Source organism: Salinicoccus sesuvii (genome assembly GCF_042648145.1).
Taxonomy (GTDB): domain Bacteria; phylum Bacillota; class Bacilli; order Staphylococcales; family Salinicoccaceae; genus Salinicoccus; species Salinicoccus sesuvii.
Genome location: NZ_JBHRWV010000007.1, coordinates 513,914 through 531,384 on the forward strand (window position 1 = coordinate 513,914; position 17,471 = coordinate 531,384).

The window sequence follows — 17,471 nt, forward strand, 5'->3', positions numbered from 1 at the left end:
TACTAGTTACCTCCTTCTTCATCGGATTCTTCAGAATCTGATGCACTTTCTTCGCTGGAGTCTTCGTCTGCAGCTTCATCTTCAGACTCAGCAGATTCCTCTTCTGAGGATTCTTCAGCGTTTTCTCTTAACGTTTCAACATCACCGGAACCCTCTTCTACTTTGAGGTCCATGAGATATGACGCGACAGAAGCAATCTCTTCATCTGTAAGATCATAAGCACCTGTCATTTTATTATCAGGCTTGAATGCTTCCGGATCTTCGATCCAGTTGATGAGGTTTTCTTCAGTGTGAGCCAGGTAGCCGGCAATTAGATCACGGTCTCCAAAGTTCGTCAAGTTCGGACCTTGTGCGCCTACTCCAGTTGGTGTTACAGCGTGACAGCCGATACATGAGTTGTTGAAGATTTCTTGTCCTTCAGCAGCATCATCTGCAGACGCTTGTATAGGCTCTTCGATGGCTTTCATGTCTGCTAGCCACTGATCATATTCTTCTTCAGGTAATGCTTTTACTTTAAAGTCCATGAGTGCGTGAGAAGGTCCACAAAGTTCTGCACATTTACCATAGAACAGACGCTCGGAATCTTCTGCACTACCATCGTCAAATACAAGATAGAAACTATTGATACCATCTATATTGGTATCCATCTTACCGCCAGCAGCTGGCACCCAGAATGCGTGCTTAACATCAGAAGCTTGCAAGTTGAAGTATACCCTTGTGTCTGTCGGTACGACGAGTTCCTGAGATGTAACAACATCCACATTTGGATATTCAAATTCCCACCAGTATTGGTTGGCAGTAACATTAACAACTACTTCTTCGCTGTTCATTTCACCGTCATCATTTTCCATTGCACGAGTATCTGCCTGTTTGAATGTCAGATAAACAGTAGGAACAGCAAGGATAATAAGTAATAGGATCGGGATTGCGGTCCAGATCACTTCAAGTGTATGGTTTCCAGCAACATCCTTAGGCACGAAATCTTCACCAAGGTTTTTTCTGCGGCTCTTTACTACAGCGAGAGTAAAGATGATTGAAACTACGATAACAACAAGCAGCATAATAATGATGGATAGGATCATCAAGTCGAACTGTTCCTGTCCAACTTCACCAGCTGGCTTTAAAGTGCTGAGATGATTTTTACCACACCCGGATGCAAAAGCAGCCAAGATCGTGATAAGTCCAAGCCACTTGGCATTCATCCAACGATTTTTCATGTAAATAGCCCTCTCTTTCATTCTTAAGCTTTAGAAATTCCCTAATAGACCGGCGACGATAATCATTACAAAGAAAATCATGATGTAATTTAATGAGAAGATGAACACCTTGCCGGCGTGCCGGTTATCATCTTCAACTGGACGGAACTTGTTGAAAGAAATGACCAACCACGTAATGTTCAACGCAGTCGCAAGAACAATGAACCAAAGTCCAAGCTCTGTCATCATGACTGGAGTGAAAAGTAGCAACGCCACCCAAAAGACAATTGATACTCTTGTGCGACGATTGCCTTTAACAGAAGGAAGCATAGGCACACCGGCCATGCTGTATTCATCGCTACGTCTTATTGCTAACGCGTAGAAGTGTGGAGGTTGCCACAGAAACATCACACTGAACATCGCCCAAGCAAGTATATGAAGATTGGGCTCAATTACAGCCCAACCGATAAGCGGTGGCATAGCCCCAGGGACTGCACCGATAATCGTATTTGATAGAAGATGCCGCTTAGCAAATATCGAGTAGACCACTGCATAACCAAAAGCCGCAATCAATCCAAGCGTTCCGGCAGTCGAATTGATGGAAAATAGGAGTATTTCCCCTATAATCAAGCTACCGTAGCCAATCAGCAGTATATCCCGACCAGAAAAAGTGCCGTCGACACTTGGCCTCGACTGTTTCGATACCATTACAGTATCTATGTCTCGATCATAGTAGTTGTTCAACGCTGCGACGCCGCCTATTACTAAACCCGTTGCTAAAACCATCAGCAGAAGAAGTGGAACATTGGAGAAAAAAGACTGATTATAATACATTACTGCCAGGAATCCTGCGGCAAAGGCCGGAATCAGATTCGCTTTGATAATACCATCTTTGACCAGTGTCTTCACTGCTTTGAAGGTGACTCTCTTACTATCATGATGCACATCATTACCATATACACCACTTTGCATCCATACGCCTCCTTTCACCACAGACACATTTACAAATAATAATAAATTAAAAATGACACATTTACTATACATTTCTGAAATAAAATCGTTACATTTTATATTGTTCAAAAATTGTTCATCAATGTGCCACAATCTCATTCCTTTTGTGTTTTATACTAGGAATAGTTGTTTGTGTACATTTCGATTTTACCACACATTCTCGAATTGTTAAGGGCAATCGAATATATTCATGATTGCACGGAAATGTTCTTTCATATATATTAGTAACCTACGACCACTTACTTCAAAAGAGCTATTGAGGTGTTACCATTGTATAAAAATTTGAAAATATTGGCCGTCATCACTACTCTCATGATGGTCTTCGTGCAAATCGGTGGCGCATTGGTAACGAAAACCGGTTCTGCCGATGGGTGTGGACAATCGTGGCCACTATGCCATGGTCAGCTCATCCCGAGTTCTTGGCCGATTGAAACAATCATAGAACTTGCCCATAGGGGTGTCTCAGGTTTAGCTATCATACTAGTCGGCGTGTTGGGCTTTCTCGCTCTGAAACTTATTCCTCATAAGAAGGAAACGCGCTTTCTTGTAGTACTGAGTATCGGTTTCATTCTTATTCAGGCATTGATTGGTGCAGGAGCGGTGGTCTGGGGACAGAATGACTTTATCCTTGCAGCCCATTTCGGTATTTCATTAATCAGCTTTGCATCTGTTTTCTTGCTTATGCTTCTGGTGTTTGAAGTCGATCAGAAATTCGAAGCTCAATCTCTAGTGATTGCACCGTACCTCAGATATCACACAATTTTTCTTACTATATATATCTACTTGGTCGTCTACAGTGGCGCACTTGTCAGACATACAAATTCGTCGCTTGCTTGCCTTGGGTGGCCACATTGCGGACAGGGGCAACTATGGGCTTCCAATTTCTATCAATGGGTTCAAATGAGCCACCGCGTACTTGCTGGCATTATTGTTGTTTGGATATTAATCATATTAATTCATGTGCTCAGAAACTACAGCCAATATAGAATACTTAAATACGGTTGGATTATCGCATTCGTCCTTGTATTGCTCCAGGCCCTAACCGGTATGTTGAGTGTATTGACGCTCGTCAACATATTCGTGGCCTTGCTGCATGCACTATTCATCACCTTGCTGTTCGGGCTCTTGTGCTATTTCATTCTGTTACTTTACAGGACAAAATAAATATACCCACACATTCGTGTGGGTATATTTTTATGCCTTCTCCACTGTCATCATGAGATCCATAGATGCAACCTTGTCTCCAGCAGAAACGAATACTTCTGTCACTTTACCATCAAATGGTGCTTTTACTGAATTCTCCATCTTCATGGCTTCTGTAATAATGATGACCTCGCCTTTCTTGAATGTATCTCCCGCCTTGTACTTTACTGTACTTACCGTACCCGGCATCTGCGCGCCGATATCCCCAAGGCTGGTCGGATCTGCCTTTTTCAGACGGACTGAAGTCGATTCTACGTTCTCGTCGTTAATATACACTTTTCTTGGGAACCCGTTTAATTCGAAGTACATCCAACGGCACCCATCCTCGTGCACATGTCCTACCGAAAGCAGATTAACAATCAATGTCTTTCCTTTGTCGATCTCAATCTCAAGTAATTCATTCTTTCTCATCCCAAAGAGGAATGTCGGCGTATCTAGAACTTCAACATTTCCAAATCTGTCATTCGTACTGACGAATTCTTTGAACACTTTCGGATAAAGTGCGTAGGAAAGGACATCCTTATCTGTTATCTTGCGATCGCAGAATTGTGACATTTCTTCCCTCAGTGCATCGAAATCTACAGGTTCCATCACCTTGCCTGGTCGTTCAGTCAACGGTTCGGCATCTTTCAGCACAACGTTTTGAAGTTCAGTATTGAATCCACTCGCCGGTCTGCCTATTTCGCCTTTGAAGAAGCTGACAACAGAGTCTGGGAAGTCAAGATGCGGTCCTCGCTCGATGACGCTTTCTTCATCCAAGTCATTCTGGACCATGAACAATGCCATGTCCCCAACCACTTTAGAAGATGGCGTCACTTTGATAATATCTCCAAACAGCATATTAACCTTCTGATACATTTTCTTCACTTCACCGTAACGCTCGCCGAGACCAAGTGATTTGGCCTGGCTAAACAGATTGGAGTACTGTCCTCCTGGCATCTCATGCTTATAGATTTCAGTGTTTGGACTCTTTATATCACTTTCAAAGTCAGTGTAGTACCTTCTAACACTTTCCCAGTACTGACTAAGCCTCTCAAGGCCATCTATATCTGCACGGATCTGTCTTTCCTGACTGCTCTGCGCATAATAAAGACTGTTGGCGCTTGGTTGTGATGTGAGACCACTCATTGCACCGAGAGCGGTATCGACCACATCTACACCCGCTTCAATTGCCTTATGATACATCAATACACCATTGCCACTCGTATCATGGGTATGCAGATGGATTGGGATATCTACAGTCGCCTTCAATTCACCAATGAGTTCATAGGCAGCTTGCGGCTTGAGTAGCCCAGCCATATCTTTAATTGCAAGTATGTGAACACCTTCAGATTCGAGCTCTTTGGCCATATTTCTATAATAGTCGAGCGTATAGACGTTGGAGCGGTCTGGGTTTAGGAAATCTCCAGTGTAGCAGATGGCCCCCTCTGCTACCTTGCCCGTTTTGAGCACTGCTTCAATCGGCTGTTTCATTGCCTCCATCCAGTTCAAGGAATCAAATATTCTAAATACATCTATTCCAGCATCGGCACTTTCCTGCACGAACTTCTCCACTACATTATCGGGGTAGTTCTTGTAGCCAACCGCATTGGAAGCACGCAGCAACATCTGGAATAGCACATTCGGGATTTCCTTACGTAGTATTTCAAGACGTCGCCATGGGTCTTCCTTCAGGAAATTATAGGCGACATCAAATGTTGCACCTCCCCACATTTCAAGAGAAAATGCATCACTTAAATCGTGTGCGGTGTACGGCGCAATCTTCTTCATGTCATAAGTCCGAACACGGGTTGTCAGGAGTGACTGGTGGGCGTCACGCATCGTTGTATCTGTAATCAGTGTATCTTTCTGATCTTTGAGCCACTTTGCCAGACCTTGTGGACCTTCGCGATCCAATATTTGTTTTGTTCCTTCTTTAATCTTCGGCTCATAATCAGGCAATACAGGGGGATCAAAATGCGGTTTTTCTCGCTTCGTAACACCTGGGAAACCATTTATGGTGATAGTCGAGATATATTCCAGTGTTTTAGTTCCCCGGTCCTTTGGTTTTTCGAACTCGAAGAGAGATGGCGTCGTATCAATGAACTTCGTGGAGTAGTCTCCCTTTTGAAAGCTTTTGTCACCAATGACATTGATGAGGAACTGAAGATTCGTTTTGATTCCTCGAATGCGCATTTCCTTCAAACTACGTGTCATTTTCTCGTTCGCGTCTTTATAAGTAAGACCATGCGTAGATAGTTTAACGAGCAATGAATCATAATAAGGAGAAATTACAGCGCCTTGGAAACCATCTCCGGCGTCAAGACGTACACCGAAACCACCACTCGAGCGGTACGCCATGATTTCACCAGTATCCGGCATGAAGTCATTCAGTGGATCTTCTGTAGTAATACGGCACTGTACTGCGTACCCCATCAATGGAATGTTTTCCTGCTGCGGCAAATTAATCACCTCGCCGAACAGCGTATTGCCGTCGGCAATTTGAATCTGGGTCTTTACGATATCAATGCCTGTGACCATCTCAGTAATTGTATGTTCAACTTGTACGCGAGGGTTGACTTCAATGAAGTAAAACTTGTCATCCGCTACAAGGAACTCCACCGTACCTGCATTGACGTAACCCACCTGCTCGCCCATGTTCTTCGCAGCTTCACAGATCTCAAGACGAAGTGCTTCATTCAAACCAACGGACGGAGCAACTTCTACCACCTTCTGGTGGCGCCTTTGGACAGAGCAATCTCTTTCATACAGATGAAGCATATTTCCTTCGGTATCACCAATAATCTGGACTTCAATATGCTTCGGCCTATCAATATACTTCTCAAGGTATACTTCGCTGTTACCAAAAGACTTTGAAGCCTCACTTTTGGCACGGTCGTAGCTATCTCTTAGATCGTCAGCGTTATCGACAATACGCATGCCTTTTCCGCCGCCCCCTGAGATCGCCTTGATGATGATTGGGTAGCCATGGGCTTCAATAAACGCTTCCACTTCTTCAAAAGATTGAACCGCACCGTCAGTACCCGGAATAACAGGCAAGCCCGTAGCTAATGCAGTCTCACGTGCTTTAACTTTATCCCCAAACATATCGAGATGTCGCAGCTCTGGACCAACAAACACAATACCTTCTTCTTGGCATCGTTTAGCAAATTGCATGTTTTCGCTTAGAAAACCATAGCCTGGGTGAATCGCATCGACTCCAGCTTTCTTGGCTACTTTAATGATCGCTTCTATATTAAGATAACTCTCGGTCGGTGACAGATTCTCTCCGACGAGATAGGCTTCATCCGCCTTATACCTATGTAGCGCGCCTTTATCTTCGTTGCTGTAGATTGCCACAGTCGTAATATCCAATTCTGTACATGCCCGGAAAATACGAATTGCGATTTCTCCTCTATTGGCGACAAGCAACTTATTGATTCTATTCATAGTCTTCCTCCTTTGCTATACCTACCAATTATATTAAATATTCAAAAAATATACAACGGAACAATTACAAAATGTAAATACGTTTTATGAAATATTAATGTAAGCCCTTTCAATATCATACTAAAAAACCGGGTATTTACTCTACCCGGTTTACGCTCGATCCATTTCTTTTGATTTTTTTACGTGTTTTGCAGCAATGACCAATAGACCAATAGCAATTGAAATACTTAGGAATGATGATCCACCGTAGCTCAGAAGTGGCAGAGGTACACCTGTCAGTGGAATCAGTTTGGAAATACCTCCAAGGTTGATGAACAGTTGGAACGATAGATAGATCGCTACACCTATGCACACAAGGCGATAAAACATATCCTTTGAGATTGCTGCATACCTTAACGCCTTAAGAACAATAATCAGATACAAGCATAATATGAATATCACACCAATCAACCCCAACTCTTCAGCAACAATCGCAAATATAAAATCTGTATGGGGCTCAGGCAGGTATCCAAGTTTCATTACACTATTGCCAAGACCGTTGCCGAAAATACCACCGTGAGAAATAGAAACAAGTGCATTGGTCAACTGGTACCCAGTCCCCGTAGGGTCATTAAATGGATGCAAAAATGTATCAATTCTTGCCTGCTGATGGGGTGACAGGATACTCCCTGTGACAAGATAGATGATAATACCGACAGCACCGGCTGCTAGCATTAACGCCCCACCTACTTTAAACAGAAAGCGAATTGGTATTCCAGAGTAGAGAAAGATCCCTGCAATGATGCCAAAAATAATAAGACCCGTCCCGAAGTCGTTATAAAGTACAATCATCGAACAGAATCCGATAAATGCAAGGGGTATCAAATGCCCGCCTTCCAACTGCTTGAGGCGATCTTTTTTTCGATCATAGATATAGGCTAGGTAGATGATTGTAACAATCTTCAGGAACTCAGATGTCTGGAAGTTGAAACTACCGAATCGTAGCCAGTTCTTTTCACCATTTACTTCAGTTCCAAAGAAGATGGTAATGATAAGTAATATGAATATTCCGGCTGTCGTCAGCATCTGAAAATACTTGTTTTTAAGAAATTCACCAGACATGAAATACGCCATAATAAAAACAATAACAAACCCAAGAATAATTGACGCCAGTTGTCTTATGTAGAATTGCTCAGGATTATCATAAGTCCTGAAAGCGACCACCATACTTGCACTGTAGATCATGACAAGGCCGATCAGACTAAGTAGGACATATGAAATAATAATAGTAAAATCAACATATTTCGAATATATTCTAACGTAGTTAAAAAAATCTTTTATAAATGCCAAGGTATCGCCTCATTTAAAAAAAGTCTAAAGATCATATCCCTTTAGACTCGAATTTTTCATCTTCCATATATGCTTCGTGGACTTTGGAAACTTCTTTTTCTAGCTTCTCAAGTAGCGCACGGCCATCTTTAGGGTCAATCAGACCAAGCCTCGCAGCAAAATGAACTTCTTTAGATAGCCCGAACATCTGGGTGTCCAATACTTCTTCATAGACAGGGCATTGGGGCATTGTCAGATTGTCCATCTGCACTTCGATCAGCTGAACAATCTTCTCTGCGTCTTTTTCCAGCTGGTCATAAGCTTGTTTACTTAATTCATCTAATGTGGACACGAAATAACCCCTTTCTATAAACTCTCTATAAAATATTATATCACCATACGTAAAAAAGCAAGCAAAGACAAGCATATGAAAGCAGTTGCGAGTATTTATATGCGCTACGCAATTCTGTTATAATTACAGTATAAGGAGCGAATAAATATGATAATACAGATTAAGGGCAATGTACGTTTTCAAATCACTCTGGATCCATCGACCTGGATCTTCGATGACCGTAAAGAAGAGCTTGATAAGCTGCTTGGCAACGATACCGAAGAAGAGCAGATCAATTTTACCGATTCGAAAGAATGGAACCGCCAGATCATAGAAGGTACAACAAAGCCACCTACTTTGAAGTCCGAGAAGAAGTTCAAGAAGCAGCAGCTACTCGATGGTACTTTTGCCATCTGCTTGAAGCCTTTTCTTGAATATACGGAGCCACATCGTGGAGAAGATGCCATGATCACCTTTACACATGGGGAACAAACAACAATCCTGCCATATAACAGACGGCACACGCTTTACGCGCATTTCAGCCAGGACGGTAAGCAGTTGTACGAAGACGGTCTTATCGATCTTCTTGTCATCAGTGACGGTGTAGTCGATGTCCGCCTTGAACATGTTAGCGGCATAAGCTTCGACTAGCTTTATAAAAAAGGCTGTCCATCTTTCGATGGACAGCCTTTTTCCTATTTTCCGGAAGTTTTAATGTTTCCTGCCTTACGCTCTTGATGCAGTCTAAAACGGTAGAGCCCCAAAATGATGGCAGCAACCACCAAGCTTTCTGCGACCGGCAAAAAAGCACCAAAGAAGGTCAATATTATGCAGCCGAAAAACATGACGATGTAGATGACAACATTTTGCCACACCTTGATTTTACGCGCAAACCCAAGGATGTATACTAGAATCGATAGCACATATATGGTGATGAATAAGTACCACATACCTGCTTGTGGATTCGTATCGAGACCAAAGATCCGCCCGAAAAAAGTCAGGCGTTCTGCCACATTTACATTCATCAGTTCAGGGAGAAACAATTAGATCACTCCGCTTCAAGTTTAAACTTTTCTTTCTTCTGCGATCTTTCTCTTTCACTCTTATCAAGAATCTTCTTCCTGATACGAACAGATTCAGGAGTTACTTCGACAAGCTCATCGTCGTTGATGAACTCGAGTGCTTCCTCAAGCGTCATTGCTCTTGGTTTTTTCATTGTCGTCGTCTGTTCCTTCGTTGCAGAACGGATATTGTTGGCAGCCTTCATTTTAGTGATATTGACGGTAAGGTCGTTATCTCTGGAGTTTTCTCCAACGACCATGCCTTCATATACTTCCGTTCCCGGTTCCATGAAGTTGACACCACGATCTTCCAGTTGAAGAATAGAGTAAGTGGATGCTGCGCCTTTATCAATAGACACGAGCACGCCATTGCGTCTACCACCAATACGTCCTTTGAATAGTGGTCTGTAATCTTCAAAAGTATGGTTCAATATACCATATCCACGTGTCATGGACATGAACTCAGTACGATAGCCGATAAGTCCTCGCGCAGGAACATAGAAAATGAGTCGCGTCTGACCATTGCCAGTATTGACCATATCTACCATCTCGCCTTTACGTTGACCAAGTGACTCGATAACACTGCCGGTATTTTCTTCAGGCACATCGATTTGAACGCGTTCATATGGCTCACATTTGACACCGTCGACTTCTTTGACAATGACTTCCGGCTTGGAGACTTGAAGTTCGTAGCCTTCACGTCTCATGTTTTCGATCAGGATTGACAAGTGCAGTTCCCCTCTACCTGATACTTTCCATGCGTCCGGCTGGTCTGTTGGATCAACTCTCAATGAAACGTCAGTCTCAAGCTGCTGGTCAAGTCTCTCTTCAATTTTACGCGCCGTAACGTATTTTCCTTCTTTACCCGCAAAAGGAGAATTATTGACAGAGAATGTCATTTGTAGTGTCGGCTCGTCTATACGTAGGATTGGAAGTGCCTCCGGTGTATCGATTGGTGTCACTGTCTCACCAACGTTGATATCTTCCATACCACTTACCGCAATCAAATCACCCGCTTTGGCTGATTCGATTTCGAGACGCTTCAAACCGAAGAAACCAAGCATTTTGGTTACTCTGAAGTTTTTCACTGTGCCGTCTGTTTTAATCAGAGAAACTTGCTGTCCAACTTTCATTTCTCCTCTGAACACACGTCCGATACCAATTCTACCTACATAGTCGTTGTAGTCGAGCAGTGCAATCTGGAACTGGAGAGGCTCGTCACTGTTATCTACAGGTGCTGGCACATGCTCAACAATCATATCGAAGATAGACTGCATGTTGTCGTCTTGCTCGTGCATTTCAAGACTTGCTGTACCATTGATGGCAGAAGCATATGCAACCGGGAACTCCAGCTGTTCGTCATTGGCGTCTAATTCGATGAACAGTTCGAGTACTTCATCGATGACCTGCTCGGGACGCGCTGTATCTTTGTCGATCTTGTTGACAACGACAAGTGGTTTCAGATTCTGTTCGAGTGCTTTCTTCAATACGAAACGAGTCTGTGGCATTGTACCCTCATAAGCATCCACAACAAGGATAACTCCATCTACAAGTTTCATAATACGTTCAACTTCACCACCGAAGTCGGCGTGTCCAGGTGTATCAAGGATGTTTATTCTTTTGTCTTTGTAGTCAATCGCAGTATTTTTTGCGAGGATCGTGATACCACGCTCACGTTCGATATCATTGGAATCCATTGCACGTTCTTCTACATGCTCATTTTCTCTAAAAATACCGGATTGCTTGAGCAGTTCGTCCACCAATGTCGTTTTTCCGTGGTCAACGTGCGCTATGATTGCAATATTGCGTATATCATCTCTTAAATTCATAGGTCTTTCCCTTCATGTTTAGATTCGTTACTTCACAACTAGATTATTATAGCATGGAACCTGTGTGTTTTTCCACTATGTATTACCGCAGACGACTGTAATGCCTTGTCGTCTATGGTATAATGACTGCAGTATCCATCGAAAGGAAGATCCCTTATGGAACAAAAGAAATCCAAAGCCATTTTTGCTCTCCTCGCCGTAATCGCTGTACTGACGATGATTGCCTTCTCTGTTTTCATTGCCGAAGCAATGCCATTTATGGCCATTTTGTCAGTTATTGTCTTCATCGCTATTTTTGGCGCCGGCTTCACTCTGAAGAAAAAATATCGTGAAAATGGATGGTTGTAATTTCTGCATTTTTCGAATAGCCGTATCTATTAAACGGGACAAATGACTGGACACCGTTCAGTTTCCTCATTTGTCCTGTTTTTTTTATAACATTTTTTAAAATTCCGTACTTTGACCAAAATTGTTCCTTATTCAACAATTGCACTACCAGAACATAGGAGGCAATGCCATGAGAGATAAACCCGATCGACTTAGAGTATACGAATTCCTTTACGACAGACTGCCCTTTTCAGAAAATGAAGTTATCGAATATGAAGCAATGAAACGCATGGAGAAGCTAGAAGACCAGTTTGAACAATGCCTGATGAAAATAAAGACCAGCAACATGTTGGTTCACTGGCATGCTGAAATTCTAGTTGATAAAAGACTTGAGATTGTCAACGTGCTCATCGTGACCGACTACTGCTATTACTTGTTTGTATTACACGAGCTGGAGGGTGAGCATTATATCAATCCCTTCAATATACTGTGCACAATGTCCCACGAGGCAGTGCTTGATCTAAACCGCAGTAGACAGTTGTTCGAACTTTTCAAAGAACAGCTCATAGATGAAGGTAAATATCAGCGACCCATCATACTTAAATATGTCATGATGAATAAAGGCTTTAAATTAAAAGGAAAACGTTCTGATCTTTTTCTTGAGTCAAACGATCTCCCCTACTATCTAAAAGCCATTGAACATTCTGCGGTGATCAGAAAAAAGAACCATCACCCCGCCTCGACATAATTCTCAGGGCGCGGGTGCACTTACCTGTCATTACGCGTAACATCCGCCGCGGTATAAAGTGCGGACGCTGCCATGCGTTCGGTTTCCAGGCTATTGGGGGGAGCATCGGCAAATGCAGTCGATGCGGTCAGGTCGACGCCATACAGCTGGTTGTTAAAGATTATTTTACAAATCTCAATCTACTCTATCCTGCAGATACATATAAAAGACGTGATATCATGGAACATCTGAAGTTATCCATTTCGGAATATACTCTGCAAAAAATTATACAATCCAACTTCAAAAAGCTCGACCAACGACAAAGAGTCTACTTCTTTTCACCGTGAACATGCCGATGCGCCTCTATGAAAGCTGCATCATCTGAAAAGTATTCTACCAGTTCACTGTGCAGTGCTTGATTTGCTGACAACACACTGTCTTTGTAGAGTATGTTTATCTCTTCTCCAAGCAGGTTAGTTGTTTTGCCACCGACTTCATCTATAATAATCATTCCAGCAGCATAGTCCCATGGATGCAATCGGAAGAATAAGGTGGCACTGACAACGCCTGTTGCAGTGTAGGCCATATCGAGTGCTGCAGAACCGTACGAACGGGTGCTACGTGCATCTTTAACAATTTTACCGAACGCAGGCCCGATTTTATCTTTGATGACCCAGTTCGGGTTCAGACTGATAAGTGATGTGGCGAGTTCAGTATCGTCAATCGGATCCAACCTTACATCTTCCTTGTACGCACCTCGCCCAGCTTCAGCACGATACAACGTGTCATTCATCACATCGAGAATCAGACCGCATTTAGGTTTTCCATCGATAAAGACGCCAATGGAAATCGCGAAGTTTTGCATCTGATGCACGAAATTTAAAGTCCCATCAATTGGATCCACTATCCAAAGAACACCTGATACATCGTCAATGTCCGTCCCATGGCCTTCTTCACCAACGATGTGGTGATCCGGATACATCTCATGTATCCGGTCGTATATAAAGGTTTCTGTTTCACGATCTACATCTGTAACGAGATCATTCGGATTCATTTTGGAATCCACACTGAAGTCCTGCTGCATACGCAGTCGAACAAATTCTCCAGCTTCCCTGATCAAACGTTGTCCAAAATCATATATTTCCATTACATCCACCCCAAATAATTGATTGACACCACTACTTATTCTATCATATAAGTAATGACCTGAAAGGAGTAGTAAAATGCCTACATACCATTTTACCAACCATGATTTTAAAGTATTTGACATTGACGGCCTGGAACCAAGGATGACGGAGTTAAAAAAGAGTATTCGCCCCAAGCTCGAAAAGATCGGTGAGCACTTTAGCGACTATTTGACAGAAATAACCGGTGATCAGCATTACGCGCACGTGGCACAGCATGCAAGACGCACAGTCAACCCGCCCGATGATACTTGGGTGAGCTTTAGTACTAATCCCCGTGGCTATAAAATGATGCCGCATTTTCAGATTGGATTGTTCGGAGATCACGCCTTCTGTATGTATGGCGTAATATACGAAACAGCAGACAAGACGGCAGTTGCTGATAAATGGCTCGATCGGATCGATCAGATTCAGTCAATGCCTGATAATTACGTTTTCTCCATGGATCATATGAAGCCAAAGAAAACTCCTCTTAAAAACCTCAGCGAAGACGATTTGACAGCGGCACTTGTTAAGTTGAAAAGTCATAAGAATGCGGAACTCCTTATCGGAAAAAGCTACCTACCGTCAAACAGCATATTAGATAATGACACTGTTTTCATCTATGAACTGGAAACTGTGCTGCAGGAACTCGTTCGACTATATTAGAATTTATTTTCGCCTCATACTAAAAATGCAACGAACACCTCGTGTTACTATAGAAATATCCCGCCATCTAATGATGGCGGGATATTTCTATTTATCGTTTCAATTAACCGTACTCTATCTTACAAAGGTTTTATCCGACGCTACGGGAAGCTGTCTAGCCAATGCCTGGATGTGTGGCAGCTTGGAGATGTCTAAGTTGCCGCCACTAACGATTACGCCACAATGCTTAGAATCGATTTTATCATTATGAAACAACAATCCTGCCAACCCAGCTGCACCGGCACCTTCTACCAGTGTCTTACCGCGTTCAAGCATATAGATGATGGAATGGGCAATCTCTGCCTCACTGACTGTAATAATATCATCTACATAATGCTTGATGATCGGCAGTGTTTTTTCTCCCGGCTGCTTTACAGCGATGCCTTCGGCAATTGTAGAGACTTTATCAAGTTTTCTCAAAATACCTTTATGATAAGCTTCATATGTCGCTGCGGCAGATGCCGCTTGCACACCAATCACTTTAATGTTCGGATTGACAGATTTAGCGGCTACCGCAATACCGCTAATTAGCCCACCACCACCAATCGGCACCATGATGGTATCTATTCTACTTTCCTGTTCCAAAAGCTCGAGTGCAATTGTCCCCTGACCGGCCATGATGTCGTAATCGTCAAAAGGATGAACGTAGGTTGCTCCACACTTTTTCTGATGTTCAATCGATGCATCGTAGGCTTCCTGGAAACTTTCCCCCATAAGGATGACATCAGCACCATAACCCCTTGTCGCTTCTACTTTTGCGACAGGTGTGGATTCTGCCATATAGATTTTTGCTTTTACTCCAAGCTTATAGGCTGCCAGAGCAAGACCTTGTGCATGATTGCCGGCAGAAGCAGTAATAACACCACAGGCAAGCTCTTCATCGGTCAAGCGCATCAGTTTATAGCTAGCACCCCTGAACTTGAAAGCTCCGGTCTTCTGCTGGTTCTCCATTTTGAAGTAAATATTCTTCTGTGTACGCTTATTCGTCGTCGCTGATGTACGTATCGTCGTGTGATGGACAATGTGATCCAGACGCCCCCAGGCATCATGGACTAATCCACCAGTCAAGAAATCCCCATGCGGTCACACTCCTCGATAATTTTAGTTGGATACCATCTATTGTTGTAAGCTATCCCATAATTGGTGAAAATATCAAACCTCTACAGCTCGTTTCTCTTCGTATTCTTTAATCTTATCATCGTGCAGTAGGGTCAATGCGATATCATCCCAGCCATTAAGAAGCTTTTCTTTATGGTATAGAGGGATGTCGAACGACACCTGTTTTTCTCCATCTGAAATGATCTGAGCTGCTAGATCTATATGCGGGTGGAAAGTACCATCTTTGGCTTGCTCCATCCATCCTTCTATCTGTTTCTCATCAGCTTTGATTAAAATGATGCCGTTCTTGAATGCATTGTTATAGAATATATCGGCAAAGCTTGGAGCAATAATGACTTTGAATCCGAAATCGAGCAATGCCCAGGGTGCGTGCTCTCTCGAAGACCCACATCCAAAGTTCTCGCCTGCAACCAATATGGACGCATCTTTATATCTATCACTATCCAGCTCAAAACTGGACTTTGCATTTCCATTATCATCAAAGCGCCAGTTATAGAAGACGAACTGGCCAAAACCTGTTCGTTCTACACGTTTCAAAAATTGTTTCGGTATGATCTGGTCCGTATCCACATTGCTGCGGTTAAGTGGGAATACTTTGCCCGTATGTTCCTTGATCGCTTCCATCTCTATTCCTCCTAGCTCAGCACACCAGCTTGAAATTTTCTAACATCCATGAATTTACCTTCAATTGCTGCCACCGCTGCCATTTCAGGACTAACAAGGTGTGTACGTGCCCCACTCCCCTGACGTCCTTCGAAATTGCGGTTGGACGTGGATGCACAGCGACCACCGACCGGTACGACATCATCATTCATCGCCAAGCACATACTGCATCCAGACTCGCGCCATTCGAACCCGGCATCTTTGAATACTTGGTCAATACCAATTTCTTCAGCTTGCAATTTAACGCTGAACGAACCTGGTACGACGATGGCACGAACGCCCTGCTTCGCCTTATGGCCTTTGACTATCTCCGCTGCACTGACTAGATCCGGCAGTCTTGAATTCGTACAGGAACCGATGAAGACATGATCTACTTCAATTGAAGTGATCGGCTGGTTTTCTTCCAGCCCCATATATTCCAAGGCACGCTCGACTTCATCTTTGTTGTCAACGTCGTCGATTACAGGGGTATATCCACTGACTGGAACAACCATACTCGGATTTGTCCCCCAAGATACTTGAGGTTCAACTTCACTAGCATCTATTTCAAGTGTCATGTCATACGATGCATCTGCATCTGATGCTAGAGAAAGCCATTCGAGTGCTTTACGTTCGAATGCATCGCCCTTTGGAACATACTCCCTGCCTCGCAGAAACTCTACTGTTGTTTCGTCTGGACTGATCAATCCAGCACGAGCACCACCTTCGATTGACATATTACATACTGTCATTCGACCTTCCATCGATAGATTTCGTACCGCTTCTCCCGTGTACTCAATGACGTGTCCAGTACCAAATTTAACACCGAACTTGGCAATGATGGCTAGTATCAGATCTTTGGCAGTGACACCAACGGGCAGATCACCATTTACTTTTACATTCATGGTTTTGGGACGGCTCTGCATAAGCGTCTGAGTCGCAAGTACATGTTCCACCTCACTTGTACCAATACCAAATGCTAAAGCTCCGAAAGCACCATGTGTCGACGTATGGCTGTCACCACATACAATGGTTCTGCCTGGCTGCGTCAGTCCAAGTTGCGGTCCAATGACGTGTACGATGCCTTGATCCGGATGATGCATATCGGCGAGTTTTATACCGAACTCATCACAGTTTCTCCTCAATGTTTCCATTTGTGTCTTGGAGATTTCGTCCTTGATTACTTCCCGATTGGCCGTCGGTACATTATGATCCATGGTCGCATACGTTAGATCCGGCCGACGTACTTTCCGATTGTTCAGCCTAAGTCCTTCGAATGCCTGTGGGGATGTTACTTCATGGACGAGATGCTGATCTATATAGATGAGATCCGGTTTTTCAGGCTCACTATGCACAACGTGTGTTTCCCATATCTTTTCAATTATCGTTTTTCCTTGTCCCATTTTCTACACACCTT

Annotated in this window: 17 protein-coding genes; 6 read left to right on the forward strand and 11 right to left on the reverse strand. The window is 43.3% G+C overall.

Annotation, left to right across the window (positions count from 1 at the left end; genetic code table 11):
- Positions 1-2 precede the first annotated feature (2 nt).
- Both coxB and cyoE read right to left on the reverse strand, forming a co-directional pair.
- The gene (gene coxB / locus ACFOJ8_RS08340; RefSeq protein WP_380655137.1) at positions 3-1,217 is read right to left on the reverse strand and encodes a cytochrome c oxidase subunit II; all 1,215 of its coding nucleotides are present in this window, start codon (positions 1,215-1,217) and stop codon (positions 3-5) included.
- Positions 1,218-1,247: 30 nt separating this feature from the next.
- Complete coding sequence (cyoE, locus tag ACFOJ8_RS08345) at positions 1,248-2,168, reverse strand: heme o synthase (RefSeq protein WP_380655140.1); 921 nt, start codon at positions 2,166-2,168, stop codon at positions 1,248-1,250.
- 309 nt (positions 2,169-2,477) lie between these two features.
- Between cyoE and ACFOJ8_RS08350 the strand changes: the two genes are divergently transcribed.
- Positions 2,478-3,371: a COX15/CtaA family protein gene (locus ACFOJ8_RS08350; RefSeq protein WP_380659912.1), complete on the forward strand. Its 894-nt coding sequence runs from the start codon at positions 2,478-2,480 to the stop codon at positions 3,369-3,371.
- Between the two features lie 30 nt (positions 3,372-3,401).
- Here the strand turns inward: ACFOJ8_RS08350 and ACFOJ8_RS08355 are convergent, their stop codons facing one another.
- The 3 genes from ACFOJ8_RS08355 to ACFOJ8_RS08365 form a co-directional block, all read right to left on the reverse strand.
- Positions 3,402-6,839: a pyruvate carboxylase gene (locus tag ACFOJ8_RS08355; RefSeq protein WP_380655146.1), complete on the reverse strand. Its 3,438-nt coding sequence runs from the start codon at positions 6,837-6,839 to the stop codon at positions 3,402-3,404.
- A gap of 150 nt (positions 6,840-6,989) precedes the next feature.
- Positions 6,990-8,168, reverse strand: coding sequence for an FtsW/RodA/SpoVE family cell cycle protein (locus ACFOJ8_RS08360; RefSeq protein ID WP_380655149.1), 1,179 nt, complete (start codon positions 8,166-8,168; stop codon positions 6,990-6,992).
- A 31-nt stretch (positions 8,169-8,199) separates the two neighbouring features.
- Positions 8,200-8,499 carry a DUF1507 family protein gene (locus ACFOJ8_RS08365; RefSeq protein WP_380655152.1) on the reverse strand — a complete coding sequence of 100 codons (300 nt, stop codon included), beginning with the start codon at positions 8,497-8,499 and terminating at the stop codon, positions 8,200-8,202.
- Positions 8,500-8,646: 147 nt separating this feature from the next.
- Here ACFOJ8_RS08365 and ACFOJ8_RS08370 point away from each other — a divergent pair, with 147 nt between their 5' ends.
- Positions 8,647-9,129: a hypothetical protein gene (locus ACFOJ8_RS08370; protein ID WP_380655155.1), complete on the forward strand. Its 483-nt coding sequence runs from the start codon at positions 8,647-8,649 to the stop codon at positions 9,127-9,129.
- A 44-nt stretch (positions 9,130-9,173) separates the two neighbouring features.
- Here ACFOJ8_RS08370 and ACFOJ8_RS08375 read toward each other — a convergent pair whose 3' ends face one another.
- Positions 9,174-9,503, reverse strand: a complete 330-nt coding sequence (locus ACFOJ8_RS08375) for a YlaH-like family protein (RefSeq protein WP_380655158.1) — start codon at positions 9,501-9,503, stop codon at positions 9,174-9,176.
- 23 nt (positions 9,504-9,526) lie between these two features.
- Positions 9,527-11,368, reverse strand: a complete 1,842-nt coding sequence (typA, locus tag ACFOJ8_RS08380) for a translational GTPase TypA (RefSeq protein WP_380655160.1) — start codon at positions 11,366-11,368, stop codon at positions 9,527-9,529.
- Positions 11,369-11,524: 156 nt separating this feature from the next.
- Between typA and ACFOJ8_RS08385 the strand changes: the two genes are divergently transcribed.
- From ACFOJ8_RS08385 to ACFOJ8_RS08395, 3 genes are all read left to right on the forward strand, one after another.
- Positions 11,525-11,716, forward strand: coding sequence for a DUF5325 family protein (locus ACFOJ8_RS08385; RefSeq protein ID WP_380655163.1), 192 nt, complete (start codon positions 11,525-11,527; stop codon positions 11,714-11,716).
- A gap of 169 nt (positions 11,717-11,885) precedes the next feature.
- Positions 11,886-12,443: a hypothetical protein gene (locus ACFOJ8_RS08390; protein ID WP_380655165.1), complete on the forward strand. Its 558-nt coding sequence runs from the start codon at positions 11,886-11,888 to the stop codon at positions 12,441-12,443.
- 14 nt (positions 12,444-12,457) lie between these two features.
- The gene (locus ACFOJ8_RS08395) at positions 12,458-12,769 is read left to right on the forward strand and encodes a hypothetical protein (protein ID WP_380655168.1); all 312 of its coding nucleotides are present in this window, start codon (positions 12,458-12,460) and stop codon (positions 12,767-12,769) included.
- On the opposite strand, the gene ACFOJ8_RS08400 is transcribed toward ACFOJ8_RS08395, so the two are convergent.
- The gene (locus tag ACFOJ8_RS08400; protein WP_380655170.1) at positions 12,751-13,569 is read right to left on the reverse strand and encodes an inositol monophosphatase family protein; all 819 of its coding nucleotides are present in this window, start codon (positions 13,567-13,569) and stop codon (positions 12,751-12,753) included. The genes ACFOJ8_RS08395 and ACFOJ8_RS08400 overlap by 19 nt on opposite strands.
- Positions 13,570-13,645: 76 nt before the next feature.
- On the opposite strand from ACFOJ8_RS08400, the gene ACFOJ8_RS08405 reads away from it, so the two are divergent.
- The gene (locus ACFOJ8_RS08405) at positions 13,646-14,254 is read left to right on the forward strand and encodes a YktB family protein (RefSeq protein WP_380655173.1); all 609 of its coding nucleotides are present in this window, start codon (positions 13,646-13,648) and stop codon (positions 14,252-14,254) included.
- A gap of 114 nt (positions 14,255-14,368) precedes the next feature.
- Here the strand turns inward: ACFOJ8_RS08405 and ilvA are convergent, their stop codons facing one another.
- The 3 genes from ilvA to leuC all read right to left on the reverse strand — a co-directional run bounded on the left by ilvA (position 14,369) and on the right by leuC (position 17,457).
- On the reverse strand, positions 14,369-15,361 hold the full coding sequence (gene ilvA, locus ACFOJ8_RS08410) for a threonine ammonia-lyase (RefSeq protein WP_380655176.1): 993 nt from the start codon (positions 15,359-15,361) through the stop codon (positions 14,369-14,371).
- 84 nt (positions 15,362-15,445) lie between these two features.
- Complete coding sequence (leuD, locus tag ACFOJ8_RS08415; RefSeq protein WP_380655179.1) at positions 15,446-16,036, reverse strand: 3-isopropylmalate dehydratase small subunit; 591 nt, start codon at positions 16,034-16,036, stop codon at positions 15,446-15,448.
- An 11-nt stretch (positions 16,037-16,047) separates the two neighbouring features.
- On the reverse strand, positions 16,048-17,457 hold the full coding sequence (gene leuC, locus ACFOJ8_RS08420; protein WP_380655182.1) for a 3-isopropylmalate dehydratase large subunit: 1,410 nt from the start codon (positions 17,455-17,457) through the stop codon (positions 16,048-16,050).
- Between the last annotated feature and the right edge of the window lie 14 nt (positions 17,458-17,471).